Below are 16,798 nucleotides of genomic sequence, written 5' to 3'. Positions count from 1 at the left end.
CAGGACTCCGCTACGACTGTGCCGCCGCGACGAGCCCCTGCACCTCGGTGCCGGGCGGCGCCAGGAGGAAGACGTTCTTGTCGACCCGGTGCATCCCGCAGCCGAGGCCGAGGACCACGCCGCTGCTGAAGTCCAGTACGCGCTTGGCTACTTCCGTCTCCGCCCCGGTCAGGTCGAGGAGGACCGGGATCTGCGCCATCACGGTCTCGGCGACCTCGCGGGCGTCCGCGAAGATGTTCACCCGCATCACCACAAAACGGCGCCGCGCCTCGGTCTCCGCGTCGGGCATCGCGCGGTGGCCGGGCCAGGACGGCCATTCGTTGCGGCTGCGCAGCGGTACGACCTGGGCGAGCCCTTCCCACTGTTCATCGGTGACGTCGTGGCTGTTCAACGCTCCACCCCGTCCTGGCTCGCACTCGATATCTGCACTGGTTCATTCTTACGCGACCTCACCCGTTCAGCCCAACAGCGACACGGAGCGGGCGGACCAGTGTGCCAGTGCCGACGGGTCAGTGTCCCAGGAGTCCCACAAGCCCTTCGGTGAGGCCGGCGCGCCAACAGGCCCAGTCATGACCGCCGTTGTACGCGTTCAGGGTCACCCGGCAGTCGCGCGAGCGCAGGGACTCGTACAGATCGTGATGTTGATCAAGAATTTCCTTCTCGTGCAGTCCGACGTCCAGACGTACGGCGACGGGCCGTGAGGCGCTGACGTCGAGGGCCGAGACGGGCGCGGACTGGGCGAGGACGTTGCCGAACCGTTCCGGCCGCAGGAGCCCCGCGTACAGGGAGGTCAGTCCGCCGAGGCCCTGGCCCGCGACGAGCGTGCGCGCGGGGTCGGTGGTGAGGGGCAGGCGGCCGGCCGCCCACGGCAGCAGTTCGTCGGCGAGGAAACGCACATGGCTGTCGTGCGCGCCCAGCTCCCGGGTGCGCGTGGCCCTGTCGACGGCATCCGGCGCGAGGACCGCGAGCGGCGGCACGGCGCCGTCGGCGACGAGGGCGTCCAGCGTGTCCTGGAAGTCGAGCCGCCCGAACCACATGTCGCCGTCGTTCAGCACGAGCACCGGCAGCTCGGCCACCGGGCCGCCCGGCGGTAGGTACGCCCACACGTCCCGCTCGGCGCCGAGCACCCCGGCGGGCAGCCGGTGCCGCTCGACCCTCCCGCGAGGCACATCGGCGCGCCGCCCGGCCCGGGGCGGGGCGGGCGCCCGCGGGAGTTCGAACACGGAGAAGTCGCGATCCGGCCAACGCCCCGGCAGCGAGCGCAGGTTGAGGGGGTCGGGCGCGGCGTGTGCGGACAGGGAGAGCAGCCGCCGCTGGAGGAGGTCGGCGGATGCGGGCGGCTCGCCGGGCGAGATGTCGGCCGCCATGCGGTACGAGCCGCGGTGGTCGGCGCGCAGCCGGTAGGTGAGGTGCCAGATGTCCGTGCCGGGCAGCGGGCTCAGCCGGGACGCGGCGAGGTCCGTACGGTCCGCGATGCCCTCGGCGACGAGCAGGACCTGCCGGGTGGCACGGTGGCCCCGCCACAGGAACGTCACGGCGCGGTGGTCAGGGTCGCCCTCCAGAGGCTCGATCAGGGGGGTGCCACGGTGTGCGACGTCCGCCCAGAACTCCTCCAGGATGACGGCACGTTCGGCTGCGGTGGCGTCGGCGGCACGGGCGGCGACGCGTTCGAGGCGGGGCGCGGCGCCCGCGAATCGGCGGGGCGCCGCGTCGGCCGCGGGCACCCCCGTGGTCACGCTCATCCGCACACGAAGAGGACCCGCATCGTTCCCCGCCTTCCTGGTCCAGCACTGGACGCCGAGATCACGACGTCCAGCACACGACAACATCAAGTTAGCTAAGCCTAACCTAACTCACCTGAGTGCCCGGAAGAAGGTCCGCAGCTCCCGGGCCACCTGCTCGGGCTCCTCATGCGCCATGAAGTGCCCGCCCCGCTTCGGGGTGCTCCAGTGGCGCAGGTCGGTGAAGGCGCGCTCGGCCAGGCTCCTGGGGTAGTCCGCGAAGGCGGGTTCATGGCTGAGGGTGATGGCTCCGGGGACGGTGATGGGCGGCACCGGCTTGTTCCGGGGGTAGTCGTAGTACTGGCGGAAGGACGAGCCGATGCTGCCGGTGGCCCAGTACAGGGTCGCGACGGTGAGCAGCGTGTCCTTGTCCCAGCGGGCCTCCAGATCGCCGCCGCAGTCGCTCCAGTCGCGGTACTTGTCGGCGATCCAGGCGACGAGCCCCGCCGGCGAGTCCATCAGGGCCGCGGCGATCGTGTCCGGCCGGGTGCACATGATCTCGCTGTAGCCCTGATCGCCCACGTCGTACGCGGCCAGCGCGTCGAGGTACGACCGCTCCTCGGGAGTCGGCGGCTCCGCGTCGAACTGTTCCGTGATCACGGCCGAGGTGATGTGCACCCCGGCCACGGTCTGTGGATACAGGGCGCCGAGCCACTGCGTGACCCCGCCGCCGATGTCTCCGCCGAAGGCCCCGAAGCGTTCGTAGCCCAGCGTCCCGGTCATCAGCTCGTGCCAGATCTCGGCGACGCCCCTGCGGGTGAACGGTTCGCGCGGCAGCTCGGAGTGGATGAAGCCGGGCAGCGAGGGGATCACCACGTCGAAGGCGTCGGCGGGGTCACTGCCGTGCGCCCCCGGGTCGGCAAGCCGCTCGGCGACCCGCAGCATTTCCACGAAGCTGCTCGGCCAGCCATGGCTCAGGACCAGCGGCAGCGGCGCGGGGGCACCCTCGGGGCGGCGGCCCCGCAGATGGACGAAGTGCACGCGCCGTCCGGCGACTTCGGCGACGTACTGGGGGAAGGCGTTGAGCCGGGCCTCGGCGGCGCGCCAGTCGAAGCCGTCCGCCCAGTAGCCGACGAGTGCGCGCAGGTAACCGGGGTCGACGCCCGCCGCCCAGTACGTGGAGTCGGAGGGCTGCGTGAAGAGGGTGCGCCCGAGGCGCGTACGCAAGTCGTTCAGTACGTCGTCGGAGACGGAGGTCCGGAAGGGAACGGGTTCGGCCGGCATTGGTTCCTTCGGTACGAGCATTGGTTCCTTCGGTGCGGAAGCAGGGGGTGCCCGGAGCGCCGCGGCGCCGAAGCGACGGCTGGGCGGCGGGGGCAGGCCCATGATGCGTCGACACGCAAGAATCTGCCCATGGATTTTGCTACGACGGATGCCTACCTGCGCCGCATCGGCGCCGAGCGCCCCGCCGCTCCCACCACGCGGGCCCTGCACGACCTGCACCTCGCGCACCTGCGCGCCGTCCCCTTCGAGAACCTCTCCATCCACCTCGGCGAGGACATCGACCTCACCGAGGACTCCTTGGTCGCCAAGGTCGTCGGCGCCCGCCGTGGCGGCTTCTGCTACGAACTCAACGGCGCCTTCGCCGCGCTGCTCACCGCACTCGGCTTCGAGGTGACCCTGCTGCAGGCCCGGGTGTACGACGCCGAGGGGCACCCCGGGATCCCCTACGACCACCTGGCATTGCACGTACGCACCTCCGACGGCGACGAGTTGCTCGCGGACGTCGGCTTCGGCACCCACAGCCACTTCCCGCTTGTCTTCGGCGAGCGCGGCGACCAGCAGGACCCCGGCGGCGTCTTCCGCATCGCCGAGACCCCCGAGGGCGACCTGGACGTCAGCAGGGACGGCAAGGCGCAGTACGTGGTCGACCTGCGCCCGCGCGCCCTCGGTGACTTCACCTCCGGCGCCTGGTGGCACCGCACGTCGCCCCGGTCCCACTTCACGCAGTCGCTGGTCTGCTCGATGCTCACCGAAACCGGACGGATCACCCTCAGCGGCCACACCCTCACCACCACGGAGGCCGGGGAGCGCCACACCGCCGAACTGGCCACGGACGCCGACGTGCTCGACGCGTACGCCACGCATTTCGGCATCGCCCTCCAGCAGGTGCCGCGGGTGCGGGAGACCTCTTGAGCGTTCCTCCAACGCGGCCGCATCTGCGATGGAGGAACGCATAGAAGTGTTGTAGATGCCAGGTGATGCGGCCTATCGTGTCGCGCATGCAGTCCTACACCATCGGACAGGCGGCACGCCTGCTCGGCGTCAGCCCCGACACCGCCCGTCGCTGGGCGGACGCCGGACGGGTCGCCACCCACCGCGACGAAGGCGGTCGGCGGCTCATCGACGGCCGTGATCTCGCCGCGTTCTCCGTCGAGGTCGCGCAGGGCCAGACGCAGGGAGGCAACAGCGAGGACGAGGTCCCCTACACCTCCGCCCGCAACGCCTTTCCCGGCATCGTCACCGCCGTGAAGCTCGGCGACGTCGCGGCCCAGGTGGAGATCCAGGCAGGCCCGCATCGGCTCGTCTCGCTCCTGACCCGGGAGGCCGTGGAAGAGCTCGGTCTGGAGGTCGGCATGCAGGCGACCGCCCGCGTGAAGTCCACCAGCGTGCACATCGACCGCACCTGATCCCTGGTCCGCACCCCAGGGCCCGCCACGATGGGCCGGACCGCGCCGTCGGCCCGGCTTCTAGGAGTCCCACGCTCATGTCCCTCGCTCTCACCCCCGCCCGGCGCCGCGCCGCGGCCGCCGCGATGACGGCCGCCCTGCTCGTCCCGCTCGCCGCCTGCGGCAACGACGACGGCAAGGGCGACAGCGGCAAGAAGCCCGCGGGCGCCGCCGCCCCGAAGGCCGACCTCACCGTGCTCGCCGCCTCCTCGCTCACCGACGTCTTCAAGACCGCGGGTGCCGCGTACGAGAAGGAGCACCCGGGCACGAAGGTCAACTTCTCCTTCGCCGGTTCACAGGAACTGGCCGCCCAGGTCAAGCAGGGCGCCCCGGCCGACGCTCTGGTCACCGCCGACACCAAGACCATGGACGGCCTGAAGGCCGATACCGGCAAACCGTCCGTCATCGCCAAGAACCGCCTGGTCATCGCGGTCGGCGCGGGCAACCCGAAGAAGGTCACCGAGCTGAAGGACCTCTCCGACAGCAAGCTGAAGGTCGTCCTCGCCGCGCCCGAGGTGCCCGTCGGCCGTTACGGCAAGCAGATCCTGGACGACCAGGACATCCGCGTGAAGCCGGTCTCGCAGGAGCCCAACGTCCGCGCGGTCCTGAGCAAGGTCGAGTTGGGCGAGGCCGATGCCGGGCTCGTCTACAAGACCGACGCGGCCACCGCCGCCGACAAGGTCGACGCGGTCAAGATCCCCGACGGCGAGAACGCGATCGCCGAGTACCCCGCGGCCACCCTGAAGACGTCGGAGCACGCGGAGGCCGCGACCGCGTTCGTGAAGTGGCTCTCCACGCCCGCCGCGCAGAAGATCCTGCGAGGCGCGGGCTTCGAGAAGCCGTAAGCACCGCCCGGAAAGCCGTGGCGCCACCTTGTCGGGAGATGACGACATCGCCCGGCAGGATGGAGCCGCACCCGCCGAGGTGAGGGGGCCGGCCGCCTCCCCGGTCGGGGCGGTCCGGCCGTCTCCCGGACCGCCCCTGACGCCCCCTCACCTCGCGAACCGCCCAGCGCGCACCCCAGGGACCACGATGAAACGCCTGCGCGGCCGCACCGCCGGCCCCCGCACCCCGATCGCCCTCGCGATCCCCGCGCTGCTCGCCGTCGCGTTCCTGATGCTGCCGCTGCTCGGGATCCTCGCCCGTACGGAGTGGGGCGAGCTCGGGGCCCATCTGACCAGTGAGGGGACCACGCAGGCACTGCGACTGTCCCTCGTCGTCTCCTTCTGGGCGCTGGCGCTCTCGCTGCTGCTCGGGGTGCCGCTTGCCTGGCTGCTCGCCCGCGTCGACTTTCCCGGCAAGGCGGTCATCCGTTCCCTCGTGCTGCTCCCGATGGTGCTTCCGCCCACCGTGGGCGGTGTGGCCCTGCTGCTCGCCTTCGGGCGACGCGGGCTGCTCGGGCCATGGCTGGAGGACACGTTCGGGATCACCCTGCCGTTCCACACGTCCGGCGCGGTGATCGCCGCGACGTTCGTCGCGATGCCGTTCCTCGTCATCAGCCTCGAAGGCGCCCTCGGTGGACTCCGCCCCCGTTACGAGGAGACCGCGGCGTCCCTGGGCGCCTCGCCCCTACGGGTGTTCTGCACCGTCACGCTGCCCATGGTCACTCCCGGGCTCATCGCCGGAGCCGCCCTGACCTGGGCGCGGGCCCTCGGCGAGTTCGGCGCGACCATCACCTTCGCGGGCAACCTCCCCGGCACCACCCAGACCTTGCCCCTCCAGGTGTACCTGCTGCTCCAGGACTCCCCCGAGGCCGCGACCTCCGTGTCGCTGCTGCTGCTCGCCATCGCCATGGCGGTGCTCGTCGCGCTGCGCGGCCGCTGGATGGGCACTCCGGGCGACCGGCGCAAGGGGCGGTACGAGCGGCTGCCGGATGAGGCGGCTTCGCCGGCGCTTCCCCAGGTCGCCGCGGCGGAGACCCCCGCGGTCGAGTCGCCGTCCCTGTCCCCGTCCCCGTCCCCGTCCCCGTCCCCGTCCCCGTCCCCGGAGCAGTGGTCCCTGCACGCCGAGGTCAGCGGCTTCAACCAGCTCACCCTGGACGCCGAGCCGGGCACCACGATCGCTGTCGTCGGGCCCAACGGCGCGGGAAAGACCACGCTGCTGCGCGCGCTCCTCGGCCTCACCCCCCGGGCCCACGCCGAGCTCCGGCTCGGCGGCACCGACGTCACCGGGCTGCCGCCGCACCGCCGCCACGTCGCCTGGGTCCCGCAGGACGGCGCCCTCTTCCCGCACATGAGCGCCCTCGCCAACACGGCGTACGGACCGCGCGCGCTGGGTGTCCCGCGGGCCGAGGCCAGGCGGCGCGCCCAGGAGTGGCTCGACCGGCTCGGCGTCGGGCACCTCGCGCACCGCAGGCCGGCCCAGGTCTCCGGCGGTCAGGCCCAACGGGTGGCGCTGGCAAGGGCATTGGCCGCGCGGCCCCGGCTGCTCCTGCTGGACGAACCGCTCGCCGCCCTCGACCAGACCACCCGGGCCCACGTGCGCCACACCCTGCGCACGCACCTCGACACCTTCGGCGGCGTCTGCCTGATCGTCACGCATGATCCCGTCGAGGCGGTGTCCCTCGCCGACCGGGTTCTCGTACTGGACCAGGGGCTCGCCCTCCAGGACGAGGCGCCCGCCGAAGTGACCCGGCATCCGCGCTCCCCCTGGGTCGCCAGGATGCTGGGCCGCAACGCCTGGCCCGGCACCGCGGGAGCCGAGGGGCTCGCGCTGCCCGGCGGGGGCTCCCTCGTGATCGCCGACCCGCTGCCGCCGGGCACCGAGGCCCTGGCGATCATCGCCCCGGAAGCGGTCTCCGTGCACCGCGACAGGCCCACCGGCAGCCCCCGCAACGTCTGGCCGGGCACCATCCGCGAAATCACCACCAGCGGCAGCAGGCTCCGGCTCCTGATCACCTCACCCCAGGCCCCCGACCTCGTCGCCGAGATCACCCCGCAGGCCGCCGCCGAACTCGGCCTCACCGACGGGACGCCGGTGTGGACCAGCGTGAAGGCGACGGAGGTCACCGTCGTGCCCACGTGAGGCGCCACCGCCCGGAAGGTCAGGCCAACAGCTCGTGGTCGGCGATGACTTCGGCGATCAACCGCCGTTCCACGGCTGCCCGTTCCGGGTCCGTGTCGATGTGCTCGGTCAGGGTCAGCAGGCACTTCCAGAGCAGCCAGCCGCGCGCCCGCGCCCAGGTGCCCGCGTCCTGCCCGACCGCGCGCCGGAACGTCTCCCGGCTCTCGCCCGCGAGCATCCCCCAGGCGATCACCAGATCGCAGGCCGGGTCCCCGACGCCCGAGGTGCCGAAGTCGATGACGGCGGTCAGCTTGCCGTCGGCGACCAGCAGATTGCCCGGGGCGATGTCGCCGTGGAACCACACGGGCGTCCCGTGCCACTCGGCGGCAAGGGCAGCGTCCCAGACGGCCGCCGCGCGCTCCGTGTCGACGCGGCCTTCGAGGGCGGCCAGGCACCGCCGGGTCTCTTCGTCGTAGTACGCAGGGGACGCCCCTCGGTACCAGCTGTGCTCGCCCGCGAGCGGGCCTCCGGTGGTGTCGCAGCGCTGCAGGGCGAGGATGAACTCCGCGACGGCGAGAGCGAATTGAGGCATGTCGTCGATGCGTCCGCGAGCGGCCGTCTCCCCGTCGAGCCAGCCGCGGACCGACCACGGGAAGGGGTAGCCCTCACCCGGGGCGCCCGCGCCCAGGATCGGCGGGACGGTGAACGGCAGGGACGGCGCGAGCCGCGGCAGCCACTCGTTCTCCTTGGCTACCGCGGGGACATAGCCGGGGGCCGTGGGCAACCGGGCCGTGAGGGTGTCACCGAGGCGGTAGGTCCGGTTGTCCCAGCCGTCGACCTCCACGGGCCTCACGGGCAGGTCGCGCCACTGCGGGAACTGGGCGGCGACCAGACGCTGCACCAGGGCGGCGTCGATGCCGGCGCGGCCGTCGGGAGGAGTCGAAACCATGCGGGGATCATCGTCTCCCGCAAGCGCGCCGCGCAACGAATTATCGAGTTGTCGAGCGTTTGGAACGACTTCAGTCAACAGTGATCACCACGGCCGCGTCGCCTCGCGCGGACCCTAGGCTCTGCCCCCATGGATGCCAGTTCTGTGACCAGGACGGTCTCCGTCACCCGTATGAATTCCGGGGACCACGCGTGCCTCGGATTCGACGACGACGAAACCCGCTGGGAACTCCGTGCCGCGTACGCCGACATAGGCCTGTCGCGCGGCGAGCAAGTGGTGTTCTTCACCGACCGGGCCACCACTCCCGCCGTCGCGGCCGAGCAGCTGAGCGCCGGCGGCTTTCCGCTGGGGTCCGCGCTCATGGACGGCCGCCTCGTCGTGGTCAACGAAGTCCCCGGGTACGACCCGGTCACCGGCTTCGACCCCGTCGAACGCGTGGCCACCTGGGTGGAGTTGACCGACAAGGCGCGCCACGACGGCTTCTCCGGGATCCGGGCGGTCGGTGACATGGACTGGGCCACCGAACCGGGCGTCGACGAGGATCTCCTGGTCGAGTACGAGTCCGGGCTCTCGCCGCTCTTCGCCGACATCGGGTTCACCGCCATCTGCGAGTACGACCGGCGCAAGTTCGGCGAGGATCTCCTGGACCGGGTCCACCGCGCCCACCCCAAACAGATCCTGCGCCGCCTCGGCGCCCTGGACATAGCCCGGACAGGCACCGAACTGCGGGTCGCCGGAGATGTCGACCTCGCCACGCGCGAGGAGTTCGACTCGGCGCTCGCGCGCGCCCTGACCGGCCCGGACCGTCCGCGCCTGCTCGACCTCTCCGAGCTGTGCTTCATGGACGTACACGCCGCGTCGACGCTGGTGCGGCTCGCGAGCGGGCTGCCCCGCGACCACCTTCTGGCGGTGCGCTCACGGCCCGAGCAGGACAGAGTGATACGGCTCTGCGGAGCCGTCGACGTGCCTCAACTGGTCCTGGGCGAAGGGTGATCCGCGAAGTGATCCTCAACCGCGGCATCGGCAACGACGACAACGGCGGTGACCCGGCCCCGCACCGGAATCACATCGACGCCACCCTCGCCCCGACACAAGGCAGGATCACTCTCCTGGAACTCCCCTTCACCATCGCCGACTTGGCGCGTCTGCGCTTCTTGGTCAACCGTCGCGCCGAGGACGCGGGCCTCTGCGACCCCCGCCTCAGCGACTTCGTGCTCGCCGTGCACGAGGTCGCCAGCAACGCCGTCGTACACGGCGGCGGCAAGGGCCGCATCCATCTCGCGCACACGGCCGAGGGGCTGAGCTGCGTCATCGGGGACAGCGGCCCGGGGCTGCCCCGGGCGGAGCCGTGCGCGGCGGCGACCCTGCCCGACGGCGACGAGGCCGAGAGCGGCAGGGGCCTGTGGCTGGCGCAGGCCCTCGCGGACCATTTCGACATCACGGTCTGCCCGGCCGGAACCACGGTCACACTGGTGGCTCTGCTGCCCTGACCCGGCCCACACGCCCCTCGCCGCTCATGCCTCACCCCTCACGCCGAAGCCCGCTCCACCAGTACCGGCCGGAACACCATCGACAGCGGCGCGCGCCCCGGCCGCTTGATCCGCGCCAGGAGCAGCCGGGCCATCTCCGCGGCCATCTCCTCCACGGGCTGCCGGACCGTGGTCAGGGCGGGTTCGCAGGCACCGGCGGCCTCGCTGTCGTCGAAGCCGACCACCGCCACGTCCTGCGGCAGCCGTCTGCCTGCCCGCAGGAGGGTCTGCAGCGCGCCCTGCGCCATGAGGTCCGACGCGACGAACACGCCGTCCAGGTCCGGGCGTTCGGCAAGGAGTCGCCGCGTCGCCTCGGCGCCGCCCACCCGGGTGAAGTCGCCCTCCGCCCAGGGTGCTTCGGTGATGCCGTGCGCGGCCAGAGCGTCGCGGAAGCCCTGGAGGCGCTCCTGGGCGGCCGGCATGTCCTGTGGTCCCGCGACGCTGCCGATCGTGCGGCGGCCCCCGGCCACCAGACGGTCGACGGCCATCCGCGCGCCCGCCCGCTGATCCACCTCCACGTACGGCAGCGGGACCGCCTGCGCCGGGCGCCCCGCCAGCACGGCGGGCAGCCCGGTCTCCGCGAGCAGCCGGGGCAGCGGATCGGAGGCGTGCGAGGAGACGAGCACCGTCCCGTCCACGTGCCCCTGGCGCAGATACGAGAGGAACTGCCGGCGCGAGGTGTCGTCGTCCACCAGCATCAGGACCATCTGGACCCCGGCCGGGCGCAGCACGTCCAGGAGACCGCCGACCACCCGGCCGAAGTGGGGGTCGGTGAACATCCGGCCGACGAAGGGAGCCTCGACCGGCCGGCGCTCCCGCTCCGACACGACCAGGGCGATCGAGTCGGTCCGCTGGGTCACCAGGGAACGCGCGGCCTGGTTGGGGACGTAACCGGTGGCCTCGACCGCCTCCTCAACCGTGCGGCGCAGCACCGGGTCGACGGTGGGCGCTCCGTTCACGACCCGGGAGACGGTGGCACGCGAGACCCCGGCCGTCCGGGCCACGTCCTCCAGGGTCACGGGGCGGGCGGGGCGCGGGGCGTCGGCAGTCACGGGGTCTTTATAGCAACCGGGGTGGGCGGGCGTTCGGCTCTCCATACCTGATGCGGGGCCAAGTCGGCTTGAGTCAGCGGCCGTTGACGGCATCGCAACGACCACCGGACATATCACCCACGTACGACCGATTGTTGTCAACTTTCCCACAGCGGCACCTAGTTGACTTCTTCCCGCCCAGTCGACGCGACATCGTGCGCAACCCCTTGACGCGCCTTGTCCCAGACACAACTATCCAACGCGAGAGAGCGCTCTCTCAGCGATCACCGTTCAGATCCTGAACGACGTCCGGAATCTGAACGGACCGCATGCGGCACCGCTCTGCCCCAACCTCCCCGGAGCGGCGCCGCCCCCCACCGCCAGCACGTCAGCACGTCAGCACGTCACCACTTCAGCGCGTCAACCGCGCAGCCGACAGAAGGACTTGCCATGTCTGAGCACCAGCCCGCGCCCGCCGCCAGATCCACCCTCTCCCGCCGCTCCGCCCTGGCCGCCGCCCTGGCGGTCCCGGCCACCGGGATGCTCGCCTCGCACGCGGTCGCCGCTCCCGACGCACCCCCGGCACAGGCCCCCGCCGCCCGCCGCCCACGGCCCGCGAACGCCTTCGCTCCCGACTTCGGCCCGAACGTCATCGTCTTCGACCCGTCCACCGGCGGCATCCAGGGGAAGCTGGACGAGATATTCAGGAAGCAGGAGTCGGCGCAGTTCGGCACCGACCGCTACGCCCTGCTGTTCAAGCCCGGCAACTACAGCGGCCTCAACGCCCAGATCGGCTTCTACACCTCGATCATGGGCCTGGGGCTCTCCCCCGACGACACCCACTTCAACGGTGACGTCACGGTCGACGCGGGCTGGTTCAACGGGAACGCCACCCAGAACTTCTGGCGCTCGGCGGAGAACCTCTCCCTCTCCCCGGTCAGCGGCGCCAACCGCTGGGCGGTCTCCCAGGCCGCCCCGTTCCGCCGCATGCACATCCGCGGCGACCTGAACCTCGCCCCCAACGGCTACGGCTGGGCCAGCGGCGGCTACATCGCCGACAGCCGCATCGACGGCACCGTCCAGCCGTACTCCCAACAGCAGTGGTACACCCGCGACAGCTCGATCGGCGGCTGGCTGAACGCGGTGTGGAACATGGTGTTCTCCGGGGTGGAGGGCGCGCCCGGCGACTCCTTCCCCAACCCGCCTTACACCACCCTGAACAACACCCCGTACTCCCGCGAGAAGCCCTTCATCTACCTCGACGGGGCCGAGTACAAGGTCTTCCTGCCCGCCCTGCGCACCAACGCCCGCGGCACCAGCTGGGGCCACGGCACCCCGCAGGGCCAGTCCCTCTCCCTCTCCGCCTTCTACGTCGCCAAGCCGGGCGACAGCGCGGCCACCCTCAACGCCGCCCTCGACCAGGGGCTCAACCTCCTGCTCACGCCCGGCATTTACCACCTCGACCGGCCGATCGAGGTCAAGCGGGCGAACGCCGTCGTCCTCGGCATCGGTTACGCCACCCTCATCCCGGACAACGGGGTCACCGCGGTGAAGACCGCCGACGTCGACGGGGTGCGGCTCGCCGGGTTCCTGGTCGACGCGGGTCCGCAGAACTCCCGGACGCTCGTCGAGATCGGCCCCTCGGGCGCGAGCGGCTCGCACGTCGGCAACCCGACCACCGTCCAGGACGTGTTCATCCGCATCGGCGGCGCGGGCGCGGGCAAGGCCACCACCAGCATGGTGGTCAACAGCCGCCACACCATCGTCGACCACACCTGGGTCTGGCGCGCCGACCACGGTGACGGCGTCGGCTGGGAGACCAACCGGGCCGACTACGGCGTGGTCGTCAACGGTGCGGACGTCCTTGCGACCGGGCTGTTCGTGGAGCACTTCAACAAGTACGACGTGCAGTGGAACGGCGAGCGCGGGCGCACGATCTTCTACCAGAACGAGAAGGCGTACGACGCCCCCAACCAGGCCGCCATCCAGAACGGCAGCCTGCGGGGCTTCGCCGCGTACAAGGTCGCCGACTCCGTCAACACCCATGAGGGCTGGGGCCTCGGCAGCTACTGCTTCTACAACGTCGACCCGACCATCGTGCAGGAACACGGCTTCGCGGCGCCGAACAAGCCGGGCGTGAAGTTCCACCACCTGCTCGTCGTCTCACTCGGCGGCAAGGGTCAGTACGCGCACGTCATCAACGCGATCGGTGCTCCCACGTCGGGATCCGACACCGTGCCGTCCACGGTGGTCTCCTTCCCCTGAACCGCCTGACCCTCCAGGCCAGTTACTCCCTCCCCCGCAAGGAGAGCAGCATGCGCTCCGGCACCTCACGAAGAACCCGCACCTCCCGCAGAAAGAGACTCACCCCCGTCGTCACGCTGGCGACGGCCTGCGTCCTGACCCTGATGGCCGGCCTCGCCTCCGCCGCGCCGGCCGACCCTCCCGGCGCGGTCGCCGCAGCGGCCTGGGACACCGACCGCGCCGCCCAGGCGTACACCGCGAACCCGTCCTCCGCGACCGCCTCCGGCAACGAGGCGGGCTCCGCGGGACCCGGCGCCGCCTTCGACGGCGACGCCTCGACCCGCTGGTCGAGCCAGTTCGCCGACGACGCGTGGATACGCCTCGACCTCGGCACCACCCTCCGCGTCGATCGCGTCGTCCTGGACTGGGAAGCCGCGTACGGCAAGAAGTACGTCCTGGAGGTGTCCGGGAACGGCTCCGACTGGACCCCCTTCTACACCGAGACAGCGGGCACGGGCGGCTCCGTCACCGCCCACACCTACCCCCAGGAGGTGACGGGCCGCTACGTGCGGATGCGCGGCATCGAACGCGCCACGCCCTGGGGCTACTCGCTGCACGCCTTCAAGGTCTACGGCGGTGAGCCCGCCCCGGCATCGACGACGCGCTCCAACCTGGCCCTGAACCACCCCGCCTACACCAACCGCTACCAGCACGCGGGCAACGCACCGTCCTTCGCGACCGACGGCGGCCGGCCCGGGGACCTCAAGGCCGATCAGAGCCGCTGGTCCAGCGACTGGAACGCCAACCGCTGGATCTCGGTCGACCTGGGGGCGCGCTCCACCATCGACACCGTGGACCTGTACTGGGAGGCGGCCTACGCGGTCGACTACGAGCTCCAGGTGTCCGACGACAACCGGACCTGGCGCACGGTCCACAGGCCCTCCGCCGCGGAGGTCGCGTCGCGGCGGGCGAACATCAAGTCCCCCGGGGAGGCAATGGGGCTGCACGACAACGTGCGGCTCTCGCAGCCGGCGACCGGCCGCTATGTACGGATGCTCGGCAAGGAACGCCGGTCCTTCTACAACCCGGCTCCGTCCACCGCTCAATTCGGCTACTCCCTCTACGAGTTCGAGGTGTGGGGCACCGGCGGCAGCGCGTCCGCCGCGTATCCGGCACTGCCGGGCGAACAGTCGGGGGCGTACAGGACGACGTTCTTCGACGACTTCACGGCCGGGAGCCTGGACCACTCCAAGTGGCGTGTCGTCAGGACCGGTCAGGAGATGGGGTCGGTCAACGGCGAGTCGCAGGCGTACGTCGACTCCACGAACAACATTCGTACGGAGAACGGCAGTCTGGTCCTCGAGGCCGACTACTGCGACAACTGCACCACCGCAGGCGGCGGCACGTACGACTTCACCTCGGGCCGCATCGACACCAACACCAAGTTCGACTTCACGTACGGCAAGGTCAGCGCGCGCATGAAGCTGCCGGTCGGCGACGGGTTCTGGCCCGCGTTCTGGATGCTGGGCAGCGACGTGGACGACCCTGACGTCTCGTGGCCGGCCTCCGGCGAGACCGACATCATGGAGAACATCGGCTACGCGGACTGGACGAGCTCCGCTCTGCACGGCCCCGGTTACTCGGCGGACGGCAACATCGGCGCCCGTCAGACCTATCCGAACGGCGGCAGGGCCGACCAGTGGCACACGTACGCGGTGGAGTGGACGCCGACGCTCATGCGTTTCTACGTCGACGACCGCCTGGTCCAGGAGACGACGCGCAACAAACTGGAGTCCACCCGCGGCGAGTGGGTCTTCGACCACGACCAGTACGTCATCCTCAACCTCGCCCTCGGCGGCGCCTACCCGGCCGGTTGGAACAAGGTCACCCAGCCGTACTGGGGCCTGCCCCAGTCCAGCGTCGACAGGATCGCGGCGGGCGGGGTGAAAGCTGAGGTCGACTGGGTGCGGGTGGAACAGAAGGGGTGACGTCTGACGCCGTTCGTATCAACTCCGCGCTTGTGTACGGACGGTGAAGGAATCCCGGAGTAATGTCGTGGCCGTGCGATAGGAGCGGCTGATTGACGGCGGCCGCCGCGCACTGGGTGGTGACGGCCGCCCGGGGCGCGAGGAACGAGGCTCCCCCTCGTCGCTTCCTCGCGCGATGCCCTCCATGGGTGAGATGCGGGATTTCCCACCACAAAGGGCTCTGGCAGGAGCCGCGTCGTCGGTGATGCGGCTCCTGCTGGCGGACCAGAGGCTCAGAACGCGTACCTGACCCGCAGCCACGGCGCGTGGTCGGCCAGGATCTCCTGGATGCGCACCAGGGAATTGCGCTTGATCTCCTGGTTGTAGCGGACGTTGACGGCCCCGTTCTGGGAGCGTTTCGTCTCCTGGGCCTCCGGCTGCCACAGCACGTCCTCGGCGCGGGGGTGCCAGCCCAGGTTGACCTCGTGCAGCGCCTGATTGTGCGTCAGCATGATGACCTCGGCCGCCGCCTGCTCCTTCACGCGGGCGGGCAGGACGTCGTCGAGGTGGTCGAGCAGCTCGGCCCAGTCCCGCTGCCACCCCGGGCGCAGCACGACCGGCGAGAGGTTGAAGTGCACCTCGTAGCCCGCGTCGAGGAAGTCGGCGGCCGCGGCGATCCGCTCGGCGATCGGGCTGGTGCGGATGTCCAGGAGACGGGCATCGTCGGCGGGCATGAGGGAGAAGCGCACCCGGGTGCGCCCTTGCGGGTCGTACGCGAGCAGGTCGGGGTTGACGAACTTGGTCGCGAAGGACGCCTTCGCCGTCGGCAGGCTTCGGAACGCGGCGACGAGATCCGCGGTGTTGTCGCAGACCAGGGCGTCGACGGAGCAGTCACCGTTCTCGCCGATGTCGTAGACCCAGGCCTCGGGATCGCACTGGTTGGGTTCCGTCTTCTGTCCCTGGGCCCGTACGTGGCGCCGGACGTGGGCGACGATCGCCTCGATGTTGGTGAACAGCGTGATGGGGTTGGCGAAGCCCTTGCGGCGGGGGACGTAACAGTAGGCGCAGGCCATCGCGCAGCCGTTGGAGGGGCCAGGTGCGATCCAGTCGGCCGACCTGCCGTTGAAGCGCGTGGTGAGCGTCTGCTTGACCCCGAGGACGAGCGTCTCGGTCTTGATGCGGACCCACCGGCCGATGTTGCCGTCGTTGCCGTGGAGCTCGGGAATGCGCCAGTGCCCGGCCACCTCCGTCACGCGCACGTCCGGCAACCGGGCCATGATCTGCTGGCCGCGCGGCGAGTCGAGCGCCGCCCGCTCCGCGTAGACCTCCCGCACGTCGAGCATCCGCCGGGCCTGCGGACTGTCCCGGAAGGCCCCGGGCGCGGTGGCCGGAGCCACGGAGGCGTCCGCCCACCCGAAGAGAGCCTGCTGCTCCGGCTCTCCCGGCCCGCCTCCCGCCGCTCCTGCCGCAGGCTGCTCCACGTGCCGCCCCTTTCCGCGCCGGGGAGCGCCGGCGTCAGGACCCCTTGGTGGCGGGCTCCAGAATCGCCACGCACTCCACGTGATGCGTCATCGAAAAGATGTCGTAATTTCATACTGTCACAAAACCCCAGGTCAGACCGCATT

The 16,798-nt window shown here is 71.1% G+C and carries 14 protein-coding genes; 8 read left to right on the top strand and 6 right to left on the bottom strand.

Going from position 1 to position 16,798, the window contains the following annotated elements; genetic code table 11:
- Nucleotides 1–10: 10 nt before the first annotated feature.
- From ACZ5U5_RS29635 to ACZ5U5_RS29625, 3 genes are all read right to left on the bottom strand, one after another.
- Nucleotides 11–391 (bottom strand): cell division protein SepF, encoded by a 381-nt coding sequence (locus tag ACZ5U5_RS29635; RefSeq protein ID WP_160507707.1) that lies wholly within the window; start codon nt 389–391, stop codon nt 11–13.
- Nucleotides 392–509: 118 nt separating this feature from the next.
- The gene (gene fes, locus ACZ5U5_RS29630; protein WP_469027550.1) at nt 510–1,742 is read right to left on the bottom strand and encodes an enterochelin esterase; all 1,233 of its coding nucleotides are present in this window, start codon (nt 1,740–1,742) and stop codon (nt 510–512) included.
- Nucleotides 1,743–1,853: 111 nt separating this feature from the next.
- Nucleotides 1,854–3,005 (bottom strand): epoxide hydrolase family protein, encoded by a 1,152-nt coding sequence (locus tag ACZ5U5_RS29625; protein ID WP_469027547.1) that lies wholly within the window; start codon nt 3,003–3,005, stop codon nt 1,854–1,856.
- Between the two features lie 129 nt (nt 3,006–3,134).
- On the opposite strand from ACZ5U5_RS29625, the gene ACZ5U5_RS29620 reads away from it, so the two are divergent.
- From ACZ5U5_RS29620 to ACZ5U5_RS29605, 4 genes are all read left to right on the top strand, one after another.
- A complete protein-coding gene (locus ACZ5U5_RS29620) occupies nt 3,135–3,917 on the top strand; it encodes an arylamine N-acetyltransferase family protein (RefSeq protein WP_469027545.1) in 783 nt (260 codons plus the stop codon).
- An 86-nt stretch (nt 3,918–4,003) separates the two neighbouring features.
- Nucleotides 4,004–4,411: a TOBE domain-containing protein gene (locus tag ACZ5U5_RS29615; RefSeq protein WP_469027542.1), complete on the top strand. Its 408-nt coding sequence runs from the start codon at nt 4,004–4,006 to the stop codon at nt 4,409–4,411.
- A gap of 77 nt (nt 4,412–4,488) precedes the next feature.
- Nucleotides 4,489–5,295, top strand: coding sequence for a molybdate ABC transporter substrate-binding protein (gene modA / locus ACZ5U5_RS29610; protein WP_469027540.1), 807 nt, complete (start codon nt 4,489–4,491; stop codon nt 5,293–5,295).
- A gap of 187 nt (nt 5,296–5,482) precedes the next feature.
- Entirely contained in the window at nt 5,483–7,474 is a 1,992-nt protein-coding gene (locus ACZ5U5_RS29605) for an ABC transporter permease (protein WP_469027537.1), read from the top strand.
- 19 nt (nt 7,475–7,493) lie between these two features.
- On the opposite strand, the gene ACZ5U5_RS29600 is transcribed toward ACZ5U5_RS29605, so the two are convergent.
- Nucleotides 7,494–8,402: an aminoglycoside phosphotransferase family protein gene (locus tag ACZ5U5_RS29600; protein WP_469027535.1), complete on the bottom strand. Its 909-nt coding sequence runs from the start codon at nt 8,400–8,402 to the stop codon at nt 7,494–7,496.
- 129 nt (nt 8,403–8,531) lie between these two features.
- Here ACZ5U5_RS29600 and ACZ5U5_RS29595 point away from each other — a divergent pair, with 129 nt between their 5' ends.
- Both ACZ5U5_RS29595 and ACZ5U5_RS29590 read left to right on the top strand, forming a co-directional pair.
- Nucleotides 8,532–9,395, top strand: a complete 864-nt coding sequence (locus ACZ5U5_RS29595) for an MEDS domain-containing protein (RefSeq protein WP_469027532.1) — start codon at nt 8,532–8,534, stop codon at nt 9,393–9,395.
- Nucleotides 9,396–9,403: 8 nt separating this feature from the next.
- On the top strand, nt 9,404–9,892 hold the full coding sequence (locus ACZ5U5_RS29590) for an ATP-binding protein (protein WP_469027530.1): 489 nt from the start codon (nt 9,404–9,406) through the stop codon (nt 9,890–9,892).
- 38 nt (nt 9,893–9,930) lie between these two features.
- Here the strand turns inward: ACZ5U5_RS29590 and ACZ5U5_RS29585 are convergent, their stop codons facing one another.
- Entirely contained in the window at nt 9,931–10,983 is a 1,053-nt protein-coding gene (locus ACZ5U5_RS29585; protein WP_469027528.1) for a LacI family DNA-binding transcriptional regulator, read from the bottom strand.
- A 429-nt stretch (nt 10,984–11,412) separates the two neighbouring features.
- Between ACZ5U5_RS29585 and ACZ5U5_RS29580 the strand changes: the two genes are divergently transcribed.
- Together ACZ5U5_RS29580 and ACZ5U5_RS29575 are read left to right on the top strand one after the other, a co-directional pair.
- Entirely contained in the window at nt 11,413–13,227 is a 1,815-nt protein-coding gene (locus ACZ5U5_RS29580; protein ID WP_469027526.1) for a coagulation factor 5/8 type domain-containing protein, read from the top strand.
- A 50-nt stretch (nt 13,228–13,277) separates the two neighbouring features.
- A complete protein-coding gene (locus ACZ5U5_RS29575) occupies nt 13,278–15,194 on the top strand; it encodes a discoidin domain-containing protein (RefSeq protein WP_469027524.1) in 1,917 nt (638 codons plus the stop codon).
- A 272-nt stretch (nt 15,195–15,466) separates the two neighbouring features.
- Here the strand turns inward: ACZ5U5_RS29575 and ACZ5U5_RS29570 are convergent, their stop codons facing one another.
- Nucleotides 15,467–16,654 carry a spore photoproduct lyase family protein gene (locus ACZ5U5_RS29570; RefSeq protein ID WP_469027523.1) on the bottom strand — a complete coding sequence of 396 codons (1,188 nt, stop codon included), beginning with the start codon at nt 16,652–16,654 and terminating at the stop codon, nt 15,467–15,469.
- Between the last annotated feature and the right edge of the window lie 144 nt (nt 16,655–16,798).

This window comes from Streptomyces sp. NPDC033177, from assembly GCF_055577715.1.
The sequence above is the reverse complement of the archived record's forward strand: the minus strand, read 5'-3'. Positions and strand labels throughout refer to the sequence as shown.